This is a genomic window from Xanthobacter tagetidis, from assembly GCF_003667445.1.
In the GTDB taxonomy this organism is placed as follows: domain Bacteria; phylum Pseudomonadota; class Alphaproteobacteria; order Rhizobiales; family Xanthobacteraceae; genus Xanthobacter; species Xanthobacter tagetidis.
This window is the reverse complement of sequence record NZ_RCTF01000002.1, coordinates 58,284-75,784: the sequence shown is the minus strand read 5'-3', so window position 1 is coordinate 75,784 and position 17,501 is coordinate 58,284. Positions and strand designations below refer to the sequence as shown.

The 17,501-nt window shown below is 69.6% G+C and carries 17 protein-coding genes; 12 read left to right on the top strand and 5 right to left on the bottom strand.

The features are described 5' to 3' along the window. Window positions 1–172 precede the first annotated feature (172 nt). From D9R14_RS03200 to D9R14_RS03190, 3 genes are all read left to right on the top strand, one after another. Entirely contained in the window at window positions 173–1,684 is a 1,512-nt protein-coding gene (locus D9R14_RS03200) for an OpgD/OpgG family glucan biosynthesis protein (RefSeq protein WP_210313833.1), read from the top strand. Beyond that, entirely contained in the window at window positions 1,672–3,849 is a 2,178-nt protein-coding gene (mdoH, locus tag D9R14_RS03195) for a glucans biosynthesis glucosyltransferase MdoH (RefSeq protein WP_121621872.1), read from the top strand. Before D9R14_RS03200 ends, mdoH begins: the two co-directional genes overlap by 13 nt. A 367-nt stretch (window positions 3,850–4,216) precedes the next feature. Beyond that, entirely contained in the window at window positions 4,217–4,702 is a 486-nt protein-coding gene (locus D9R14_RS03190; protein WP_121621871.1) for a low affinity iron permease family protein, read from the top strand. A gap of 27 nt (window positions 4,703–4,729) precedes the next feature. On the opposite strand, the gene D9R14_RS03185 is transcribed toward D9R14_RS03190, so the two are convergent. Further along, the gene (locus tag D9R14_RS03185) at window positions 4,730–6,931 is read right to left on the bottom strand and encodes an amylo-alpha-1,6-glucosidase (protein WP_121621870.1); all 2,202 of its coding nucleotides are present in this window, start codon (window positions 6,929–6,931) and stop codon (window positions 4,730–4,732) included. Next, complete coding sequence (locus D9R14_RS03180; protein ID WP_121621869.1) at window positions 6,918–8,018, bottom strand: glycosyltransferase family 4 protein; 1,101 nt, start codon at window positions 8,016–8,018, stop codon at window positions 6,918–6,920. Before D9R14_RS03180 ends, D9R14_RS03185 begins: the two co-directional genes overlap by 14 nt. A 216-nt stretch (window positions 8,019–8,234) precedes the next feature. Between D9R14_RS03180 and D9R14_RS03175 the strand changes: the two genes are divergently transcribed. Then, on the top strand, window positions 8,235–8,528 hold the full coding sequence (locus D9R14_RS03175) for a hypothetical protein (protein WP_121621868.1): 294 nt from the start codon (window positions 8,235–8,237) through the stop codon (window positions 8,526–8,528). 3 nt (window positions 8,529–8,531) lie between these two features. Here the strand turns inward: D9R14_RS03175 and D9R14_RS03170 are convergent, their stop codons facing one another. Further along, on the bottom strand, window positions 8,532–8,846 hold the full coding sequence (locus tag D9R14_RS03170) for a hypothetical protein (protein WP_121621867.1): 315 nt from the start codon (window positions 8,844–8,846) through the stop codon (window positions 8,532–8,534). Window positions 8,847–9,125: 279 nt separating this feature from the next. Between D9R14_RS03170 and D9R14_RS03165 the strand changes: the two genes are divergently transcribed. Then, window positions 9,126–9,617, top strand: coding sequence for a YciE/YciF ferroxidase family protein (locus D9R14_RS03165; protein WP_121621866.1), 492 nt, complete (start codon window positions 9,126–9,128; stop codon window positions 9,615–9,617). Window positions 9,618–9,660: 43 nt separating this feature from the next. Further along, entirely contained in the window at window positions 9,661–9,906 is a 246-nt protein-coding gene (locus D9R14_RS03160; protein WP_121621865.1) for a hypothetical protein, read from the top strand. Between the two features lie 140 nt (window positions 9,907–10,046). Here D9R14_RS03160 and D9R14_RS03155 read toward each other — a convergent pair whose 3' ends face one another. Beyond that, entirely contained in the window at window positions 10,047–10,802 is a 756-nt protein-coding gene (locus D9R14_RS03155; RefSeq protein ID WP_245420526.1) for a TrmB family transcriptional regulator, read from the bottom strand. A 264-nt stretch (window positions 10,803–11,066) separates the two neighbouring features. Between D9R14_RS03155 and D9R14_RS03150 the strand changes: the two genes are divergently transcribed. The 5 genes from D9R14_RS03150 (at window position 11,067) to D9R14_RS03130 (ending at window position 15,583) form a co-directional block, all read left to right on the top strand. After that, window positions 11,067–11,909 (top strand): ABC transporter permease, encoded by an 843-nt coding sequence (locus tag D9R14_RS03150; protein WP_121621863.1) that lies wholly within the window; start codon window positions 11,067–11,069, stop codon window positions 11,907–11,909. 11 nt (window positions 11,910–11,920) lie between these two features. Beyond that, a complete protein-coding gene (locus D9R14_RS03145; protein ID WP_121621862.1) occupies window positions 11,921–12,763 on the top strand; it encodes an ABC transporter ATP-binding protein in 843 nt (280 codons plus the stop codon). 3 nt (window positions 12,764–12,766) lie between these two features. After that, complete coding sequence (locus tag D9R14_RS03140; protein WP_121621861.1) at window positions 12,767–13,822, top strand: ABC transporter substrate-binding protein; 1,056 nt, start codon at window positions 12,767–12,769, stop codon at window positions 13,820–13,822. 109 nt (window positions 13,823–13,931) lie between these two features. Beyond that, window positions 13,932–14,645 carry a flavin reductase family protein gene (locus tag D9R14_RS03135; RefSeq protein ID WP_121621860.1) on the top strand — a complete coding sequence of 238 codons (714 nt, stop codon included), beginning with the start codon at window positions 13,932–13,934 and terminating at the stop codon, window positions 14,643–14,645. Between the two features lie 5 nt (window positions 14,646–14,650). Then, on the top strand, window positions 14,651–15,583 hold the full coding sequence (locus tag D9R14_RS03130) for a carbon-nitrogen hydrolase family protein (RefSeq protein WP_121621859.1): 933 nt from the start codon (window positions 14,651–14,653) through the stop codon (window positions 15,581–15,583). A gap of 89 nt (window positions 15,584–15,672) precedes the next feature. Here the strand turns inward: D9R14_RS03130 and D9R14_RS03125 are convergent, their stop codons facing one another. Beyond that, window positions 15,673–16,389 (bottom strand): GntR family transcriptional regulator, encoded by a 717-nt coding sequence (locus D9R14_RS03125; RefSeq protein WP_170168469.1) that lies wholly within the window; start codon window positions 16,387–16,389, stop codon window positions 15,673–15,675. Window positions 16,390–16,487: 98 nt separating this feature from the next. Between D9R14_RS03125 and D9R14_RS03120 the strand changes: the two genes are divergently transcribed. Next, window positions 16,488–17,453, top strand: coding sequence for a Bug family tripartite tricarboxylate transporter substrate binding protein (locus D9R14_RS03120; RefSeq protein ID WP_121621857.1), 966 nt, complete (start codon window positions 16,488–16,490; stop codon window positions 17,451–17,453). Window positions 17,454–17,501 lie beyond the last annotated feature (48 nt).

Sequence of the window (17,501 nt, the reverse complement as noted above, 5' to 3'; positions counted from 1 at the left end):
GGCAGCCGAAGGATCTGGCGGCACGAACGCTGTCCGATCGCGCGACTTCGCCCGCGCCCCTGCGACCCGGACCCAATGTCGCGCCCGCGGTTGGGAACCCGGACGCGTCCTGGAAGCTTCCTGTCCGAATGCCCCAGAGGCATGTCCGATCATCCTGGGCGGAGGGGAAGCGTTGCTCGACCGCAGGTCATTCGTGCTGGGGGCCGCGCTGCTCCCGGTCCTCGACGCGGTGGCCGCGCGTCCCGCGCTGGCCAAGGACGGCGAGCGGTTCAATGCCGATACGGTGCGCAACATGGCGCGCCAGCTCGCTGCGCAGCCCTTCAAGCAGGGCAACCGGTCGCTGCCGGCGGAATTGGACAAGCTGAGCTATGACGACTACCGGAACATCCGCTTCAACATGGACCGCGCCGTCTGGCGCGGCCAGCAGCTGCCGTTCGAGATGCAGCTGCTGCATCGGGGCTTCCTGTTTCGCGACCAGGTGGACGTCTTCGTGGTGGCCGATGGCCGCGCCCGGCGCATCGACTATGATCCGGGCCTGTTCCGGTTCGAGCACGGTCTCAAGGCGCCGGCGGCCGGGCCAGATTTCGGGTTTTCCGGGTTTCGGCTGCATGGCCTCCTCAACCGGCCGGACTATCTCGACGAAATCGCGGTGTTCCAGGGCGCGAGCTATTTTCGCGCGGTCGGGAAAGGCCAGGGCTACGGCACCTCGGCCCGCGGCCTCGCGGTGAAGACCGCGGCACCCTCCGGCGAGGAATTCCCGGTGTTCAGGGCGTTCTATGTGGAGCAGCCGCGCGCCCATGTGCCCTCCATCGTGGTGCACGCATTGCTCGACAGCCCGAGCGCCACCGCCGCCCACCGCTTCACCATCCGGCCGGGCGACGCCACCGTGATGAGCGTGGAGATGGCGCTCTATCCCCGCACCGATCTTGCGGAGGCGGGTATCGCGCCGCTCACCAGCATGTTCCTGTTCGGGCCGGCCGATCACATCGGCTTCGACGATTTCCGCCCCGCCGTGCGCGACGCCGAGGGTCTTGCGGTCATCGGCGGCGCGGGCGAATACCTCTGGCGCCCGCTCGCCAATCCCGTCCGGCTCCAGATCAGCGTGTTCTCCGGCTCCAACATGCGCGGCTTCGGCCTGATGCAGCGCCAGCGCTCGTTCTTCGACTACCAGGACCTGGAAGCGCGCTACGAGAAGCGTCCGAGCGTGTGGGTGGAGCCCATCGGCGACTGGGGCGAAGGCGCCGTGCATCTGGTGGAAATCCCGACACCGGAGGAAGTCCACGACAACATCGTCGCCTTCTGGCGCCCCAAGGACATCCTGCGCAAGGGCAGCGAATACACCTACACCTACCGCCTGCACTGGGTCTGGGACATGCCGACGCCGCCCGGCCTCGGCCGCGTCGCCGGAACGCGCGCGGGCGGCACCGGCGAGCGGCGGCTGTTCGTCGTCGACCTGGTGGACGGGCCCATGCCAGGGCTGGCGCTGGACGGGGTGCGGGCAGACGTGTCCGCGAGCGCCGGAGAGGTCCGCGACGTGGTTGTCCAGCCCAATCCCGAGATGTCCGGCGTGCGCCTGTCCTTCGCCTTCGAGCCGAAGGGGGCGGGCCTGTCCGAACTCAGGGCGCGCCTCCTGAAGGGCGACACGCCGCTCAGCGAAACCTGGCTCTACCGATGGACGCCGTAGCGCAGGCCCGCCCCGCGACGGCGGCGCCACGGGCCGGCGTGCCGCCGGAGGCCCCGCTCGCCATGCCGGTTCAGGACCTCGGCCGGCGGCCCGAGCGGGCCGTAGCTTCCGCCCCGCTGGGGGTGCCGCTCGCCTTGCGCCGCGCCTTCGTGTTCGGCGGCGCGGCAGAGCTCACGGCGATGGCCGCCTTCGAGATGCACAAGGTGCTCGACGTGGGCGGGCTCACCGAGATCGAATACGCCATTCTGGTGCTGTTCGTGGTGCTGTTCGCCTGGATCGGCCTTGCCTTCACCAATGCGCTGGGCGGCGCCGTCAGCCTCCTGTCCGGCCGGCCGCCGCTCGGCATCGATCCCGGCGCGCCCCTGCCGGCGCTGAGCATCCGCACCGCCGTTCTCATGCCCTGCTACAATGAGGACCCCGACCGGGTGCTCGCCGGGCTCGAGGCCACCTGGCGCTCGCTGGAGGCGACCGGGCGCGGCGACCTGTTCGACGTGTTCATCCTGAGCGACAGCACGGACCCGGACATCTGGGTGGCGGAGGAAGCCGCCTTCCTCGCCTTGCGCGAACGAACCGGCGGGCGCTTCCACTACCGCCACCGCGCGCAGAACACGGATCGCAAGGCGGGCAACGTCGCCGAGTGGGTCACGCGCTTCGGCGCGGCCTACGAGGCCATGCTGATCCTCGACGCCGACAGCGTCATGAGCGGAGACTGCATGGTCCGCATGGCGGCGGCGCTGGAGCGCAATCCTTCGGTGGGCCTGATCCAGACGCTGCCGGTGATCGTCGGCGGGCGCACCCTGTTCGCCCGCCTCCAGCAGTTCGCCGGGCGTCTCTACGGGCCGCTCATCGCCGCGGGTCTCGCCTGGTGGCACGGGCCGCAGAGCAATTATTGGGGCCACAACGCCATCATCCGCACCCGCGCCTTCGCCGGCGCGGCAGGCCTGCCGCACCTGAAGGGGCGCAAGCCGTTCGGCGGGCACATCCTCAGCCATGACTTCGTGGAGGCGGCGCTGCTGGTGCGCGCGGGCTGGGGCGTGCACATGGTGCCGGAGCTTGCCGGCAGCTACGAGGAGGGTCCGCCCTCCCTGACCGATCTTGCGGTGCGCGACCGGCGCTGGTGCCAGGGCAATCTGCAGCACGCGGCGGTGCTGCCGGCGCGGGGGCTGAGCTGGGCGAGCCGGGTCCATCTGCTCACCGGCATCGGCTCCTATGTGTCGGCGCCGCTGTGGCTCATCATGCTGCTGGCCGGGCTCCTCTCCGCGCTTCAGGCCCGCTTCGTGCCGCCGAACTATTTCCCCTCCGGCTCCGCCTTGTTCCCGGTCTGGCCGGCGCAGGACCCGGTGCGGGCGGCGTGGGTGTTCGGCGGCACCATGGCCGTGCTGCTGCTGCCGAAGGTCATCGCCTTCGCCCTGATCCTGCGCGACCGCGCGGTGCGCCAGGGTTTCGGCGGCGCGGGGCGGGCCTTCCTCGGCATGACCGGCGAGATCTTTCTGTCCGGCCTCATGGCGCCGGTGACCATGGTCTCGCAATCCTTTGCGGTGGTCGGCGTCCTCATGGGGCGGGACGGCGGATGGCATCCGCAGCAGCGCGACGACGGCAGCATCGGCTGGCGGGCCGCCTTGCGCCAGTTCCTGCCCCATACCCTGCTCGGGATCGCCTTTGCTGCGGCCACGGCCGCCATCTCGCTGCCGCTGATGGCCTGGATGTCCCCGGTCATCCTGGGCCTGGTCGCCGCCGTGCCGCTCGCGGTATGGACCAGCAAGCCGCGCGGCCGGAGCTGGTTTCTCGCCACGCCGGAGGGGCAGACGCCGCCGCCGGTTCTGCGCCACGCGATGGATCTGCGCGCCGCGGGGGCGGCAGCGGAGATGCCGATCGAGGCGGCGGCGCGCCTTGCTGCCGATGCCGATCTGCTCGCGTTCCACCGCGGCGCGCTTCCTGCCCGCGGGCGACGCCTGGCTGGAGACGTCCGTCCCGAGCGGCTCATCGCACGGGCCAAGATCGAAGATGCCGCAACGCGCGACGAGGCGCTGCGGCTGCTGTCCCCGAGAGAGAAGGCTGCGGCGCTCGCAGATGATCGCGCGCTCTCGGGCCTGCTCGCCTTGGGGGATCAAGAGCGCGGCGCGCCGCCTGCTCGCGGAAAGAGCGGCCTGGGCGGGCCCAACTAGCCACGCGTGCGTGGGGCCGCGGCCAGATGGGCTTTACCGCGGCACGCCGATGTCGGTTCCCGGCTGCGGGACAGGCCCCATATGGGGGGAGCGCGAGTTCACGGAAACCCTGGAGTTCGAGAGCGCCCCGCATCCGGCGACCGTCGCCAGCATCGCGGCAACGATCAGCACCCGCCCAATCTTGCCCATTCCCGACCCCTCACACCACATGTCATGCAACCATAGCGTCCCGTTCGCAGCGGGACTACTACCCAGACCACATGACACACGGGTGCCGCACGGCCGCGCCATTCCCTGCCGCGCCGCGCGGGGGAACCGAAGGCCCCGGCCCGGGTTTCCTTCGCCATCTTGGATCAGGGAGCCGACCATGGCCGCTCACGGGCACAATTCCCTCGCCGAGCTTCGGCAGCGTGTCGAGGAAGGGCGGGCGAAGCGCGGGCTGTTCACGCGCTTCGCCCAGGCCATCGCCCATTATGCGGGCAAGCCGGCCACCTTCGTCGGCGCCGTCGCGGTCATTCTCGTGTGGGGCCTGTCGGGGCCGCTCTTCGGCTTCAACGACACCTGGCAGCTCGTCATCAACACCTCGACCACCATCGTCACCTTCCTGATGGTGTTCGTGATCCAGAACGCCCAGAACCGCGACACCATGGCCCTGCAGATCAAGCTCGACGAACTGATCGCGCGCCTGGAGGGCCCGCGCCAGATCCTGCTCGACCTGGAAGACCTGGACGAGGAGACGCTGGAGCGCATGCGGCTCGAATACGCGCTCCTCGCCGACGCGGCGCGCGCGGCGTCGGACGCGGGGGCAAGCCGGGCGAAGGACAAAGGCGACCTGCCCGACATGCCGGACTGAGACCGCCGGGCGCGCCGTCGCGGCGCGTCAGAGTTCCACCTTCAGCCCCACGTCGCCGCGCCGGGCGAGCACGGACAGCGACGTGCTGCCGCCTGCGCCCCGGTCCACACGGATGTCGAGCGCGCCGTCGCCGAGCGTGATGTCGCGCAGATCGAGCGTGTCGAGGAAGGACGGCAGCACCGGCCGGTCGAACACCACCGTGCCCTCCGAGATGTCGAAGCCGAGGCCCAGCGCCGCCTGGAGCATGGCGAGCGGGGCGGCCGCCGCCCAGGCCTGCGGCGTGCAGGCGACGGGATAGGCCACCGGCCCCTGGCTGCGCTGGCGCGCGAAGCCGCAGAACAGCTCCGGAATGCGCCTGAGGTCAAAATAGACCGAGGCCCGGAACAGCCCCTCGAACAGCCGCGCCGCCTCGGCGCGGAAGCCGTATTGGGCGAGACCCAAGGCGATCACCGCCGTGTCGTGCGGCCACACCGAGCCGTTGTGGTAGCTCATGGGATTGAAGCGCGCCTCGCCCACCGCGAGCGTGCGCACGCCCCAGCCGGAGAAGAAGGCGCCCGACATCAGCGCCTGCGCCACCGCCGGCGCGCGGTGCGGCATGGCGATGCCGGAGAACAGCGCATGACCCGCATTGGAGGCACGCACCCGGCAGGGCCGCTTCTCGCCGTCGAGCGCGAGCACGTAGGTGCCGAGTTCGTCGTCGAAGAAGGCCGCGTCGAACGCGGCGCGCAGGCGCTCGGCGCGGGCATGCCAGGCGGCGCTCAGGTGGCCCTCGCCCAGCGCGCGGGCGAGCAGCGCCCCGGCGCGCCAGGCGGCATAGGCATAGCCCTGCACCTCCACCAGCGCGATGGGGCCGCGGGCCAGCGTGCCGTCCGCATGGAAAATGCTGTCGAAGCTGTCCTTCCAGCCCTGGTTCACGAGGCCGTCGGCGCGCCGGCGGCCGTATTCGACGAAGCCGTCGCCGTCGCGGTCGCCGTGGTCGGCGATCCACTGCAGCGCCGCCGTCACCGCCGGCCACAGCGTGCGGGCGGTGGCAAGGTCGCCGGTGCGCTCGAAATAGGCCCCCGCCAGCATCACGAACAGGGGCGTGGAATCGACGCTGCCGTAGTAGCGCCGGAACGGCACCTCCCCCACCTCCGCCATTTCGCCGAAGCGGACCTCGTGGAGGATCTTTCCAGGCTCGGCGTCGGCCTCGCCGTCGAAGTCCTGGGCCTGGTTGGCGGCGAGGTGCGAAAGCACGCCCTTTGCGATGGCGGGGTCCATCCACAGCGTCTCGAAGCCGGTGATCAGCGCATCGCGCCCGAACACCGTGCTGAACCACGGCACGCCCGCATAGGGATAGGGCCCCTCGGGCGTCTCGGTGATGAGCATGTTGAGGTCGCTCGACGCGCGCCGCATGCCCTCGTTGAAGTGGTTGTTGGACGAGGTCACGGACGCGCGGCGCGCCATCCGCGCGCGCAGCTCGCGCCGGGCGTTGATGAGCCCCTCGCGGAAGCCGCGATGGGCGCTGGGGCGCCCGGTGCCCGGCTCGCAGCACACTTCCACATAGATGGCGAAAGTCTCGCCCGGCGCGAGGCGGATGCGGTAGAGCGCCCGGTCGGCCGAAAGCTGGGACGGCGCCGGCTCGAAGCTGATCGTCGTCTCGCGCACCTTGTCGTCGAGGCCACGATAGGCGAGCCGCACGCGTCCGGCCTCCACCTGCGGGTCGGCGCGGGTGCCGCGCCGGGCCCGTGTCGCGCCGCGCACCTCGAACAGATCGGCGAAGTCGGCCGCGAAATCGAGGCCGATCTCGACCGTGCGCGGCGCCACGTCGAAATTGCGCACGCTGAGGCACTCGCGGCACGCCGAGCGGAACAGGAAGCGGGCACGGCGGATGTGGATGAGGTCGTGCAGCAGCGCGCCTCCCTCCCCCCGCCCCGGCAGGTCCGGATTGGTGAGATCGCAGGCGAGCGTCGCATTGTCGTCGCGCACGGTGGAGCTGAGCAGCAGCGGCCGCGCGCCGTCGATGGTCAGGAAGAACAGCGAGAGATGGCGCGTGTCGCGGTGGAACAGGCCGTGGTTGCTCGCATGCCCCGGCACCGCGTCGCCGTGCGCGTCGAACACGGCGAACGTGTCGTCGTGCTTGAGCGTGCGCGGCGTGCTCTCGATCTGCGAGGGGGAGGCGGCGATGACGTAAGCGGGCTCTTCCGGCTCGGGAGCCGGAAGAGAGACGGCGGCGTCAGAGTGGGGCATTGCGGCTCCCGTTCGCGGCCTTGAACAGGCCTCGCTCGGGCCGACGCATCCGGACCGGCGCCGCACCGACGAGCCGTTGGTAGATGGCGACATAGTCGCGCGCCATGCGCTCGGCCGAGAAGCGCCTCTCGAAGATGCGCCGGATCACGGCACGATCAAGGCGGCCGATGTCGCCGATGCGCGCCGCGCCCTCCTCCACCGAGGTGACGAAATAGCCGGTCAGCCCATCCTGGAGCACTTCCGGCACCGAGCCGCACGGGAAGGCGATGACCGGCGTGCCGCACGCCATGGCCTCGATCATCACCAGGCCGAACGGCTCCGGCCAGTCGATGGGGAACAGCAGCGCATCGGCGCGGCCGAGGAAGTCGGCCTTCTGGCGCTCGTCGATCTCGCCGATGAACTCGACGTTCGGGTTCGCCTCCACCATCGGCCGGATCACGCTCTCCCAATAGGGCTTGTCCGCGGCATCCACTTTGGCGGCGATCTTCAGCGGGCGGCCTGCTCTGACCGCCATCTCGATGGCGCGGTCCGGCCGCTTCTCCGGCGAAATGCGGCCGAGGAAGGCGAGATAGCCATCGCTCTTAGGGCTGAACGGCAGGAGGTCGGTCGGCAGCCCGTGCAGCACCGTGCCGGCCCAGTTCACGGGCGGCATGGGCAGGCGCTGGTGATCGGAGATGGAGACCAGGGGAAAGTCGTCGTAGGTGGCATAAAGGCGGTGCGCCACCGGCAGATCGAGGCGGCCGTGCAGCGTCGTCAGGCAGCGCTGGCGGTGTTCGCGCAGCACCGAGAATTGCAGCAGGTCCACATGCAGGTGCAGCACGTCGAACTCGTCGGCGCGGCGCCGCACCTCCTCCAGCATGATGAGGTGGTGGACCACGGGGTCGGCGTCGGCCGGCGAGAGGCGCAGGCCCATCTCGCACATGGGCGCAAGCTCGGCGGCGGTGAGGGAATCGCCGCTGGCGAACAGCGTGACCTCGTGGCCGGCGCGCACCAGTTCCTCGGTGAGGTAGGAGACGATGCGCTCGGTTCCGCCATAGCGGCGCGGCGGAACGCTTTCGATGAGGGGGGCGATCTGGGCAATGCGCATGGGGGTCTCCTCCGCCGGCAGTCATGCCGTCGGGACAGGGCGCTGAAGGACAGGAAGTCTTCCGCACCACTGAACGCGGGCCGCGGCCCGCGGTTGCATGCACTGCAAAATAATTTCGGAACGACGCCCGTTTTCTTGACGTTGGCCCTTGAAGACTGAACAACAAGCGTCAGCTCGGCCCAGGCGCTGGCTCGGCGCTGACCAGGAGGACAGGCCATGAACACTGCAAATCTCCAGATCGAGGGACTGCTTCTGGCCGCATCGCGCCTGCTGGAGGCGATGCGCCGCAAGGGCCTTCTCACCCAGCAGGAGATCGAGGCCGCGCTCAAGGAGGCCGACGCGGCGGCCGCGCGCGACGCCGCCCAGCGCAACATCAGCCCGGCCCAGGCCGAAGGCGTGCGCTTCCCGATCCGCTTCCTGCTCGCCGCCACCCGCCTCGACGAGACGCGGGCGGCCTCGTTCAGCGAGGTCGCGACGCTCATCGGCGAGGATCGCGGCCGGCGCGGCTGAGCCTCAGCTCGACAGGCTCGCCGCGGCGACGCCCAGCACCAGCAGGCCCAGCCCGACGAAGGCCCAGGTGCGCCAGCTTGGCGGCGCGTCGGCAGGGGCGCGGTTGTCCTCCTCGCTGCGCGGTTCATACAGCGCCATGTCGCTGTCTCCGTCCGTGATCCGGTCGCCCGGGTATGGCGGCGGCGATGCGGACTGCGGGCGGTGCCCGCTCGCCTCGTCGTCGGTCCCAAGCGGGGCTGCGGCAAGATCGGGGCCGCGCACCTTGTCGCCGGTGGCGCCGGCATCGATGGCGTGGCGGGTTCTCTCGGCATCGGACATGGGCATCTCCTTGTGGTCAACGTCCGTGGTCGACCTACCAACAGCCCCTGCGCAGGGCAGTTCCCCCGAAAGCCGCACTCCTGCGGCCGCGCTGACGTTTACTTGGCGAATAATTGGCGAACAACGCGCAACGTCTTCGCGGTATCCGTGGTCACGCTCAAGATGCTTCAATCGAAACAGTCCTCAAGACCGGCGACACGGGGAACACTCTTCACCAGCACGTGTTCATGGCGGGAGCACTGCATGCTCGCAGCACATCCCCTTCGGAGGACCCAAGACATGGCACAGCAGAAGACCTTGCACGACCTCTTCAGCGACACGCTCAAGGACGTCTATTACGCCGAGAAGCAGATCCTGCGGGCGCTGCCGAAGATGGCGAAGAACGCCCAGTCCGAGGAGCTGAAGAACGCCTTCCTCAAGCACCAGGAGCAGACCGAAGGCCAGGTGGAGCGCCTGGAGCAGGTGTTCGAGCTGCTCGGCAAGGCGGCCCGCGGCAAGCACTGCCCGGCGATCGTCGGCATCATCGACGAGGGCAAGGAGATCATGGACGAGTTCGGCGGCAGCGAGGCGCTGGACGCCGGCCTCGTGGCGTCGGCGCAGGCGGTGGAGCACTATGAGATCGCCCGCTACGGCACGCTGAAGACCTGGGCCGGCCAGCTCGGCATGACCGAGGCGGTGACGCTGCTCGACGCGACGCTGAAGGAGGAGAAGGAGACCGATGCGCTCCTGACCCGGCTCGCGGGCGCCGAGACGAACCGCAAGGCCGCCTGAGCGCTGCCAACCGGCTGAAGGCACCGGAAGGAAGGAGCCGCTCATGTGGCTGGAACCGAAGCTCGTCGGCGACGACGAAGCCCACCGCCTCGGCGTCATGGCCGGTTGGTGGGCGGTGTCGGCGGAGGGCACGCCTGTCGCCGGGCCCTACCCTACCGAAGAGGCGGCCATGGTCGGGATCGGCAAGCGCGGCGCCGACCAGCCCGCGGGCCGGCCCAATGCCGAGGGTCCGCCGCCGGAGGAAAGGGCCTGGACCTCGCGTGATCGCGCCGCGCGATCTCGGACGTGACGCTGCCTGCCGGCCCTGGGGCGCCCCCCAGGGCCGGCAGCCCTCCCGCATCCGAAATCCTGGCGCGCCCGCGCCCGGTGCGTGGCGTGCGCCGCGTTTACCCTGCCCCCTGCGTTTCGCCTCGTGCGGGCGGGCGAGGCTCAGGGCTGAGCGGGCGCAGGCGTGCTCAGGCTCCACATGGCATCGAACATGGAGGCCTGGAAGGCGGCGAATTCCGCGCTGTCGATGATCATGCCGTAGCTCTCCCGCGCGGACGAGATGAGCGCCACCTTGTTGCCGTAGACGAAGCAGGTCATCGCCAGCGTATAGGCCGGAGGCGCATAGCGCAGCTCGCGCCGCTGCTCGCGGCTCGATGGCCAGATCGGCGCGATGTCGCGCTCCTCAGAGCGGATCACGTGCAGCCAGGTGCCCCGGCGCGCGCGCTCGGTGAGATAGCGCTCCATCTCCTCAAGGCCCGGCTCCGCCATCAGCTCCTTCATCGAAAGCGTCGCGCGCAGCACCGTCGCGCCGCCGGAGAGCGTGTCCCACAAGGTGGTGCGGATGCCCTCGGGGCCGGGGTGGAAGCGCACGTTCGGCTTGCCGGTCTCGTGGTGATACATCGAGCGCAGCACCGGCATCACGTCCTCGATCATCTGCCGGCGCGCCTCGATGCGCTCCAGCAAGACGCCGGGGTCCTGCGCCACCACGAAGCGGCGCTTGCCATTGTCCACGAACCGGACCAGCCCCTCCTCCTCCAGCTTGGCGAGGGCATCGTGCGCCGTGGTGCGGGCGAGGCCGGCCTGCGCGGCAACATCGGTGATGGAGGCGGCACCGAGCCCGACCGCAGTCAGATAGAGCTTGTAGAGGGTGCCGGTGATGCCGATCCGCGCCAGCTTCTCTTCGATGTCGTCCGTCACGCGTCGCCCCTTGCCGATGGGTGGAACATCGCCGATCTCGCGAGCGGCGTCCAATGTCGGTTTTACCCGACATAATTTTGGTGCTCCGCACAAATTTTGGGCGCCAGACGGCGCATTTGACCGAAAAATAAGACGCAAATGCGCGATCATTCGCCAATCTGCCGCCGAACTATGATTGACGGAAATAGCCGACATAAATATCGTTCACGTATGCCCAACTGCTCAAGCGCCCCTCCGGCCAGCAGCGTGAAGGAGAAAGCCCCCATGGAAGCGAAAGCCGACGCGGGCGCCTTGATGGCCGCGCCCGCCCTGCGCCAGTCCGCCTCCCCCCGTCCCCTGACGCGCATCCTCGCCAACCGGTCGGTGCGCGCCGCTCTGGGGCTCACCGCCTTCTTCGGCCTGTGGCAGGTGCTGTCGAGCGTCGGCGTCATCGACGACTTCCTTTTGCCCTCGCCGGTGGCGGTGGCGCGGGCATTGTGGGATCTGGCGGTGGACGGCTCGCTCTGGATCCATCTCGGCGCCAGCCTTCAGCGGGTGGCGGTCGGCTTCGTCCTCGCCTGCATCGCCGGGCTGGCGCTCGGCCTCGTCTGCGGCTGGTGGCGCACCATCTCCGACTATGTGCGCCCGGTGGTCGAGGCGCTGCGGCCGATCCCGCCTCTGGCCTGGATCCCGATCACCATCCTGTGGTTCGGCCTGGGCGACGCGGCGTCCTACTTCCTGGTCTTCCTCGGCGCGTTCTTCCCCGCCTTCGTCGCCACCTACACCGCGGTGCGCAGCCTCGACCGCAACCAGATGAACGCGGCCCTGTGCCTCGGCGCCAAGCCCTGGCAGCTGTTCTGGGACGTGCTGATCCCCGCCTCGCTGCCGATCATCCTGCCGGGTCTGCGCATCGCGCTGGGCGTGGGCTGGATGTGCGTGGTGACGGCCGAGCTGATCGCCGCCCAGACCGGCCTCGGCTACCTGATCCAGCAGTCGCGCATGCTGTTCCAGATCAACAACGTGGTGGCCGGCATGGTCACCATCGGCCTGGTCGGCTTCGCCATGTCCGCGATCCTTGAGCGGGTCGAGCGCAAGGTGAACGCCTGGGCGCCCTCCGAGCGCAATTGAGGAGCCCCGCCATGGCCGCGACTTCCGCACTCGTCTCCCAGCCGTACCAGGGCCACGCCATGACAGCCGATCCGGCGGACATCCAGATCGACATCCGCAACGTCGGCAAGGTCTACGGCACCAAGGGCCAGGACAACGCCGTCATCGCCCTCGACGGCGTGACGCTGAAGATCCGCCGCGGCGAGTTCATCTCGCTGCTCGGTCCCTCGGGCTGCGGCAAGTCCACGCTGCTCGGCATCGTCGCCGGCTTCCAGGCGGCGAGCAGCGGCCAGATCCTCCAGGACGGCCGGCCGATCACCAGGCCCGGCCCCTCGCGCACCGTGGTGTTCCAGGACTATGCGCTGTTCGGCTGGATGACGGTGCAGCACAACGTGGAGTTCGGGCTCAAGGCCAAGGGCATGCCCAAGGCCGAGCGGGCGGAGATCGCCCGCGCCCTGATCGCCACCGTCCATCTCACCGGGTTCGAGGACAAGTATCCGCACGAGATGTCCGGCGGCATGAAGCAGCGCGCCGCCATCGCCCGCGCGCTCGCGCCCGATCCCGACATCCTGCTCATGGACGAGCCGTTCGGCGCGCTCGACGCGCAGACCCGGGTGCTGCTCCAGGAGGAGATCGCCCGCATCTCGTCGGACGCCGGCAAGACCGTGATTTTCGTCACCCACGGCATCGACGAGGCGGTGTTCCTCGCCGATCGCGTGGTGGTGATGAGTCCGCGGCCCGGCCGGGTGCGCGAGGAGGTTCTCGTGCCGCTTCCCAGGCCCCGGACGGCCGAGATGCGCTCCGATCCATGGTTCGTCTCCACGGTCAACGACCTGTGGGAGACGCTCAAGCCGGAATGGCAGAAAGGGGAATAATCCGTGACCTCAGGAATCTCGCGCCGCCGCTTCGGCCAGCTCGCCGCTGGCCTTGCCGCCTCCCTCCCGCTGGCAGCCCCCTCGGTCCTGCGGGCGCAGGATGCCGACCTCGTCCGCATGTGCTGGTTCAACACGACCACCGTGTCGGCCCAGATCGCCCATGTCCTGATGCGCACGGACATCCCGGCCCGCAACGGCCTCAAGATGGAGATGATCCAGCTCGCCGCATCGCCTGCCATCACCGAGGCGCTGGTGTCCGGCGCGGGCGACGTGGGCACGCTCTCCGACTTCGCCGCCGTGACCACCATGGCCATCGGCGCGCCCGTGACCACCGTTTCCTCCCAGGCGCGGTTCCGCTCCGCGGTGCTGGCGACCAAGAAGTCCGGCATCACCAAGCTTGCCGACCTCAAGGGCAAGCAGGTGTTCGGCACCTTCGGCATCACCGCCTTCCAGAACGCGCAGGACGCGGTGCTCAAGGCCGGGCTGGTGCCGGGCAAGGACATGACGTTCGTGAATGTCGGCCCCGCCGAGCTGGCCGATGCGGTCGGCTCCCAGCGCATCGACGCCTTCTTCACCTACGATCCGTTCGTGAGCTATTTCGAGAGCACCGGGCATGCCGTGGTGATCTCCGAGAATCTCAGCCCGGTGATCGCGCTCGCGGCCAACAACCGCTTCCTCCAGCAGAAGCCCGACGCGCTGAAGCGGCTGCTGATGGCGAACGCCCAGGCGCTGTACTTCGCCTCGCAGAACAATGACATGGTCAACGGCTGGTTCCGCTCGCTGGAGCCCGCCAAGAACATCCCCGAGGCGGTGCTGCAGAAGGCCTCCAGCTACGATCCCGCCTGGAGCGCCAAGAAGTTCACCGACATCAAGGTGGCGCTCTCGCCGGAGCAGATCGCCCAGATCGAGACCCTGGGCAAGTGGGGCTTCGAGCAGAAGCTGCTGCCGCGCCTGCCGGACGTGCCGAAGTTCGTCAACACGGCGATCGCCGCCGAGGTCGACAAGGAGATCGCCGCCGGCGGCTTCGACGTCAAGAGCGTCAAGATCCTGCGCGCCTGAGCGCATCGCCTTCCTTCCCGTGCCGCCGGTGGCGCGCCCCTCGGGCGTTCGAGCGCCATCGGCATGACGCCCCGCCTCGCCAGCCGAGGCGGGGCGAAGCAGGACTGAGATGACCGACACTGCGGCCTTTTCCACTGCGGCCCTTTCGGCGCGCGTCAGCGCGACCCGGCATTTCGACTTCGGCGCCATGGCCGCGGACGAGCGGTACCGGCTGCTCGCCTCCACCGTCATGCCGCGCCCCATCGCCTGGGTGGTGACGGCGGATGCGGACGGCGTGGTGAACGCCGCCCCCTATTCCTTCTTCAACGTGTTCGGCGGCGACCGCCCGGTGGTCGCGCTCGGCATCCTGGCGCGGCCCGGCCGGCCGAAGGACACCGCGGCCAACATCCGCGCCACCGGCGAGTTCGTGGTGAACCTCGTGCCGTTCGCGCTCGCGGAGGCGATGAATCAGACCTGCGTCGACGCGCCGCCGGAGGTGGACGAGACCGCGCTCGCCGGGCTTGAGACCGTGCCGAGCCTCGCCGTCCGGCCGCCGCGCATCGCCGCCTCGCCGGTCGGCTTCGAATGCCGCCTGACCCATCTGCTGGAGACCGGCCCCGGCCAGCTCCTGGCGGTGGGCGAGGTTCTGCACGCACATTATGCGCGCCACGTTCTGACCGGCGATCCCGACCGGCCGCGCGTCGATGCCGCCGCCCTCGACCTCGTCGGGCGCATGCACGGCGCCTCGGCCTATACCCGCACCCGCGACCTGTTCGACCTCGACCGCCCGCACTGGCAGGGCGGCCGCGCGATCCCCAGCAAGGCGATCCCCAGCAAGGAATGAGCGAGATGTCCAAGATCAAGGTGGCCGCAGTCCAGGCCGCGACGGTTCCCTTCGACGGCGCGGCCGCGACCGCGCGCACCGCGGCGCTCATCGCCGAAGCGGCCGCCACCGGCGCCAAGCTCGCGGTGTTCCCCGAGGCGTTCATCGGCGGCTATCCCAAGGGGCTCGACTTCGGCTGCTGCGTCGGCCGCCGCACGCCCGAGGGCCGGGCCGACTTCGCCCGCTACGTGCGCGGCTCCATCCCGGTGCCCGGGCCGGAGGTCGACCAGCTGGTCGCCGCCTGCGCCGCCCACGACATGCATGCGGTGGTGGGCGTGATGGAGCGCGACGGCGGCACGCTCTATTGCACGGCGCTCTATCTCGGCCCGGAGGGCCTGCTCGGCAAGCATCGCAAGGTCATGCCCACCGGGGCCGAGCGCCTGGTGTGGGGCTTCGGCGACGGCTCGACGCTGAGCGTGGTGGATACCCCCTTCGGCAAGCTCGGCGGCGCGATCTGCTGGGAGCACTACATGCCGCTGATGCGGGCAGCCTATTATGCCAAGGGCGTCGAAATCTGGGCCGCGCCCACCGCCGACGACCGCGAGAGCTGGATCCCCACCATGCGCCACGTGGCCATGGAAGGCCGCTGCTTCGTCATCAGCGCCTGCCAGGTGATGCGCCGCTCGGACTTCCCCGAGGATTATGCGAGCCGCATCGACGCCCAGCCGGGCGAGTGGATGATGCACGGCCGCTCGGTGATCGTCGGCCCGCTCGGCGACATTCTCGCCGGCCCGCTGCTCGACGAGGAAGGCATCCTCACCGCGGAGATCGACCTCGACGACCTGCTCGGCGCCCGGCTCGACTTCGACCCGGTCGGCCACTATGCGCGGCCGGACCTGTTCAGCCTGCGGGTGGACGAGAGCGCGCACCACCCGGTGGTGGTCGAACCGGCGCTCTGACGCGCCCTCTAAATCGGGATCGCCCTCTAAATTGGTGGCAGAGACGCGTTGTCCGATCAGCTTGCGGCGCAAGCTGGTCGGCGCGCGCTCTAGCGGGCGCCCGCTGGCGCCTCGTGCGGACGCCGGATGCGGCCGGTGCCATCGGCGAGACCGAGCAGATAGGCGCCGGCCTCCTCGATGTCCGCCACGATCTCGGCTTCGGCGCGGGTGCCGTCCCTGAGGCGGATGGCGTCGAGCGCGGCCTGGTGGTGGTCCGTGCCCTTCAGCGACACCACGTATTGCGGCACCACGAAGGACAGGATCGGCCCGCAGCGCAGCCACAGATTCTCGATCATCTCCAGCAGGATGGGGATGCCGGCCAAAGCGTAGATGCCGAAATGGAAGCGCCGGTGGATGTCGAGATAGGTGTCGAGCCGGCGCTTCTCGATCATGCGACGCATGTCCGCCAGCAGCACCTCCAGCGCGTCCACGTCGGCGGCGCACGCCTTCATGGCGGCCTCGCGGGTGGCCCGCCCCTCAAGCTCCGTGCGCACCACCATGAGATCGGTGAGCGCGCTGGACTTCAGGTCCGGCACGAGGGCGGAATTGCGCGGGCCCTGATCCAGCACCCCCTGCGCCACGAGCCGCGAGACCGCATCGCGCACCGGGGTGATGGAGGTGCCGAAGGTCTCCGCCAGCTGGCGCAAGACCAGCGCGCTGCCGGGCTCGAAGCGCCCCGCCAGCAGCGCCTCGCGCAGCTGGGAATGGGCGCGGTCCCACAGCGGCTCGCGGGCGATCCGGGAGAGGTTCTGGTCGGCTAGATTCACAAGCGCCTCCATCCCATCACCGGACCATTCCAGAACCCCGTTGACAAGTCCACCACTTGTCGTTTGTTATAACAAATAACACAAAGGGGAGAAGCGCCATGTTCCTTCGCGTCGCGTCGGCCGCTGCGGCTGCCATGATTCTCACGGCCGCGCCCGCGGCGGCCCAGGACAAGTTTCCCACCCGCGAGGTGCGCCTGATCGTGCCGTGGAACGCGGGCGGCTCCAATGACATCGCGGCCCGCAAGCTGGCTCCGATTCTCGCCGAGAACGGCATCAACATCATCGTCGACAACGTGCCCGGCGGCACCGGCACCATCGGCATGGGCCGCGTCGCCAGCGCCGCGCCGGACGGCTACACGCTGGGCATGGGCACCTCGTCCACGCTGTCCATGATCGCCCAGGGCAAGACGCCGCTGCGCAACGAGCAGTTTTCCGGCATCGCCCGCATCTCCAGCGATCCCCTGATGCTGCTGGTGCACACCGACGGGCCCAAGGACATCGACGCCTTCGTGGCGAAGATGAAGGCCAACCCGGGCAAGGTCACCATCGGCACGCCGGGCAGCTACAACATCAACCACATCTTCGCGACCATGACCGCCAAGGCGGCGGGCGTGGACTATGTCAACGTGCCCTATCCCGGCGGCGCCAAGGTGATCGTCGATCTCGCCGGCGGCCAGGTTGACGCGGGCGTGCTGAAGCCCTCGGAGAGCATCAGCCAGATCAAGGCCGGCCAGGTGCGGCCGATCGCGGTGTTCGCCAACGAGCGCCTCGACGTCTTCCCCGACGTGCCGACCATGAAGGAGAAGGGCTTCGACGTGTTCCCCTACGGCCCGGTGGTGCAGATGGCCTATGTGGTGGGCCCTGCGAACATGCCCCCGGCGGTGCGCAAGACCCTGGTCGACGCGTTCCGCAAGTCGATCCAGGACCCGCGCTTCAAGGCCTTCGCGGCCGAGAACGGCGTGCTCGTGGACGACCTGACCGGCGACGCGCTCGACAAGGAAGTGAACGACGTCCAGAAGTCGCTGAACGCCGTCGCGACCCAGGTGTTCAAGGGCAAGGACTGATCGGAGCGCCCCCTCGGCGCCGTCATCCCCCGGCTTGTCCGGGGGATC

What these genes read in the sequence shown, in the direction of transcription:
- D9R14_RS03190 (WP_121621871.1), top strand. Translation starts at nt 4,217, where the DNA reads ATGGCCGCTCACGGGCACAATTCCCTCGCCGAGCTTCGGCAGCGTGTC.
- D9R14_RS03170 (WP_121621867.1), bottom strand. Translation starts at nt 8,846, where the DNA reads ATGTCCGATGCCGAGAGAACCCGCCACGCCATCGATGCCGGCGCCACC.
- D9R14_RS03120 (WP_121621857.1), top strand. Translation starts at nt 16,488, where the DNA reads ATGTTCCTTCGCGTCGCGTCGGCCGCTGCGGCTGCCATGATTCTCACG.
- D9R14_RS03160 (WP_121621865.1), top strand. Translation starts at nt 9,661, where the DNA reads ATGTGGCTGGAACCGAAGCTCGTCGGCGACGACGAAGCCCACCGCCTC.
- D9R14_RS03180 (WP_121621869.1), bottom strand. Translation starts at nt 8,018, where the DNA reads ATGCGCATTGCCCAGATCGCCCCCCTCATCGAAAGCGTTCCGCCGCGC.
- D9R14_RS03145 (WP_121621862.1), top strand. Translation starts at nt 11,921, where the DNA reads ATGGCCGCGACTTCCGCACTCGTCTCCCAGCCGTACCAGGGCCACGCC.
- D9R14_RS03130 (WP_121621859.1), top strand. Translation starts at nt 14,651, where the DNA reads ATGTCCAAGATCAAGGTGGCCGCAGTCCAGGCCGCGACGGTTCCCTTC.
- D9R14_RS03165 (WP_121621866.1), top strand. Translation starts at nt 9,126, where the DNA reads ATGGCACAGCAGAAGACCTTGCACGACCTCTTCAGCGACACGCTCAAG.
- D9R14_RS03150 (WP_121621863.1), top strand. Translation starts at nt 11,067, where the DNA reads ATGGAAGCGAAAGCCGACGCGGGCGCCTTGATGGCCGCGCCCGCCCTG.
- D9R14_RS03135 (WP_121621860.1), top strand. Translation starts at nt 13,932, where the DNA reads ATGACCGACACTGCGGCCTTTTCCACTGCGGCCCTTTCGGCGCGCGTC.
- mdoH (WP_121621872.1), top strand. Translation starts at nt 1,672, where the DNA reads ATGGACGCCGTAGCGCAGGCCCGCCCCGCGACGGCGGCGCCACGGGCC.
- D9R14_RS03175 (WP_121621868.1), top strand. Translation starts at nt 8,235, where the DNA reads ATGAACACTGCAAATCTCCAGATCGAGGGACTGCTTCTGGCCGCATCG.
- D9R14_RS03185 (WP_121621870.1), bottom strand. Translation starts at nt 6,931, where the DNA reads ATGCCCCACTCTGACGCCGCCGTCTCTCTTCCGGCTCCCGAGCCGGAA.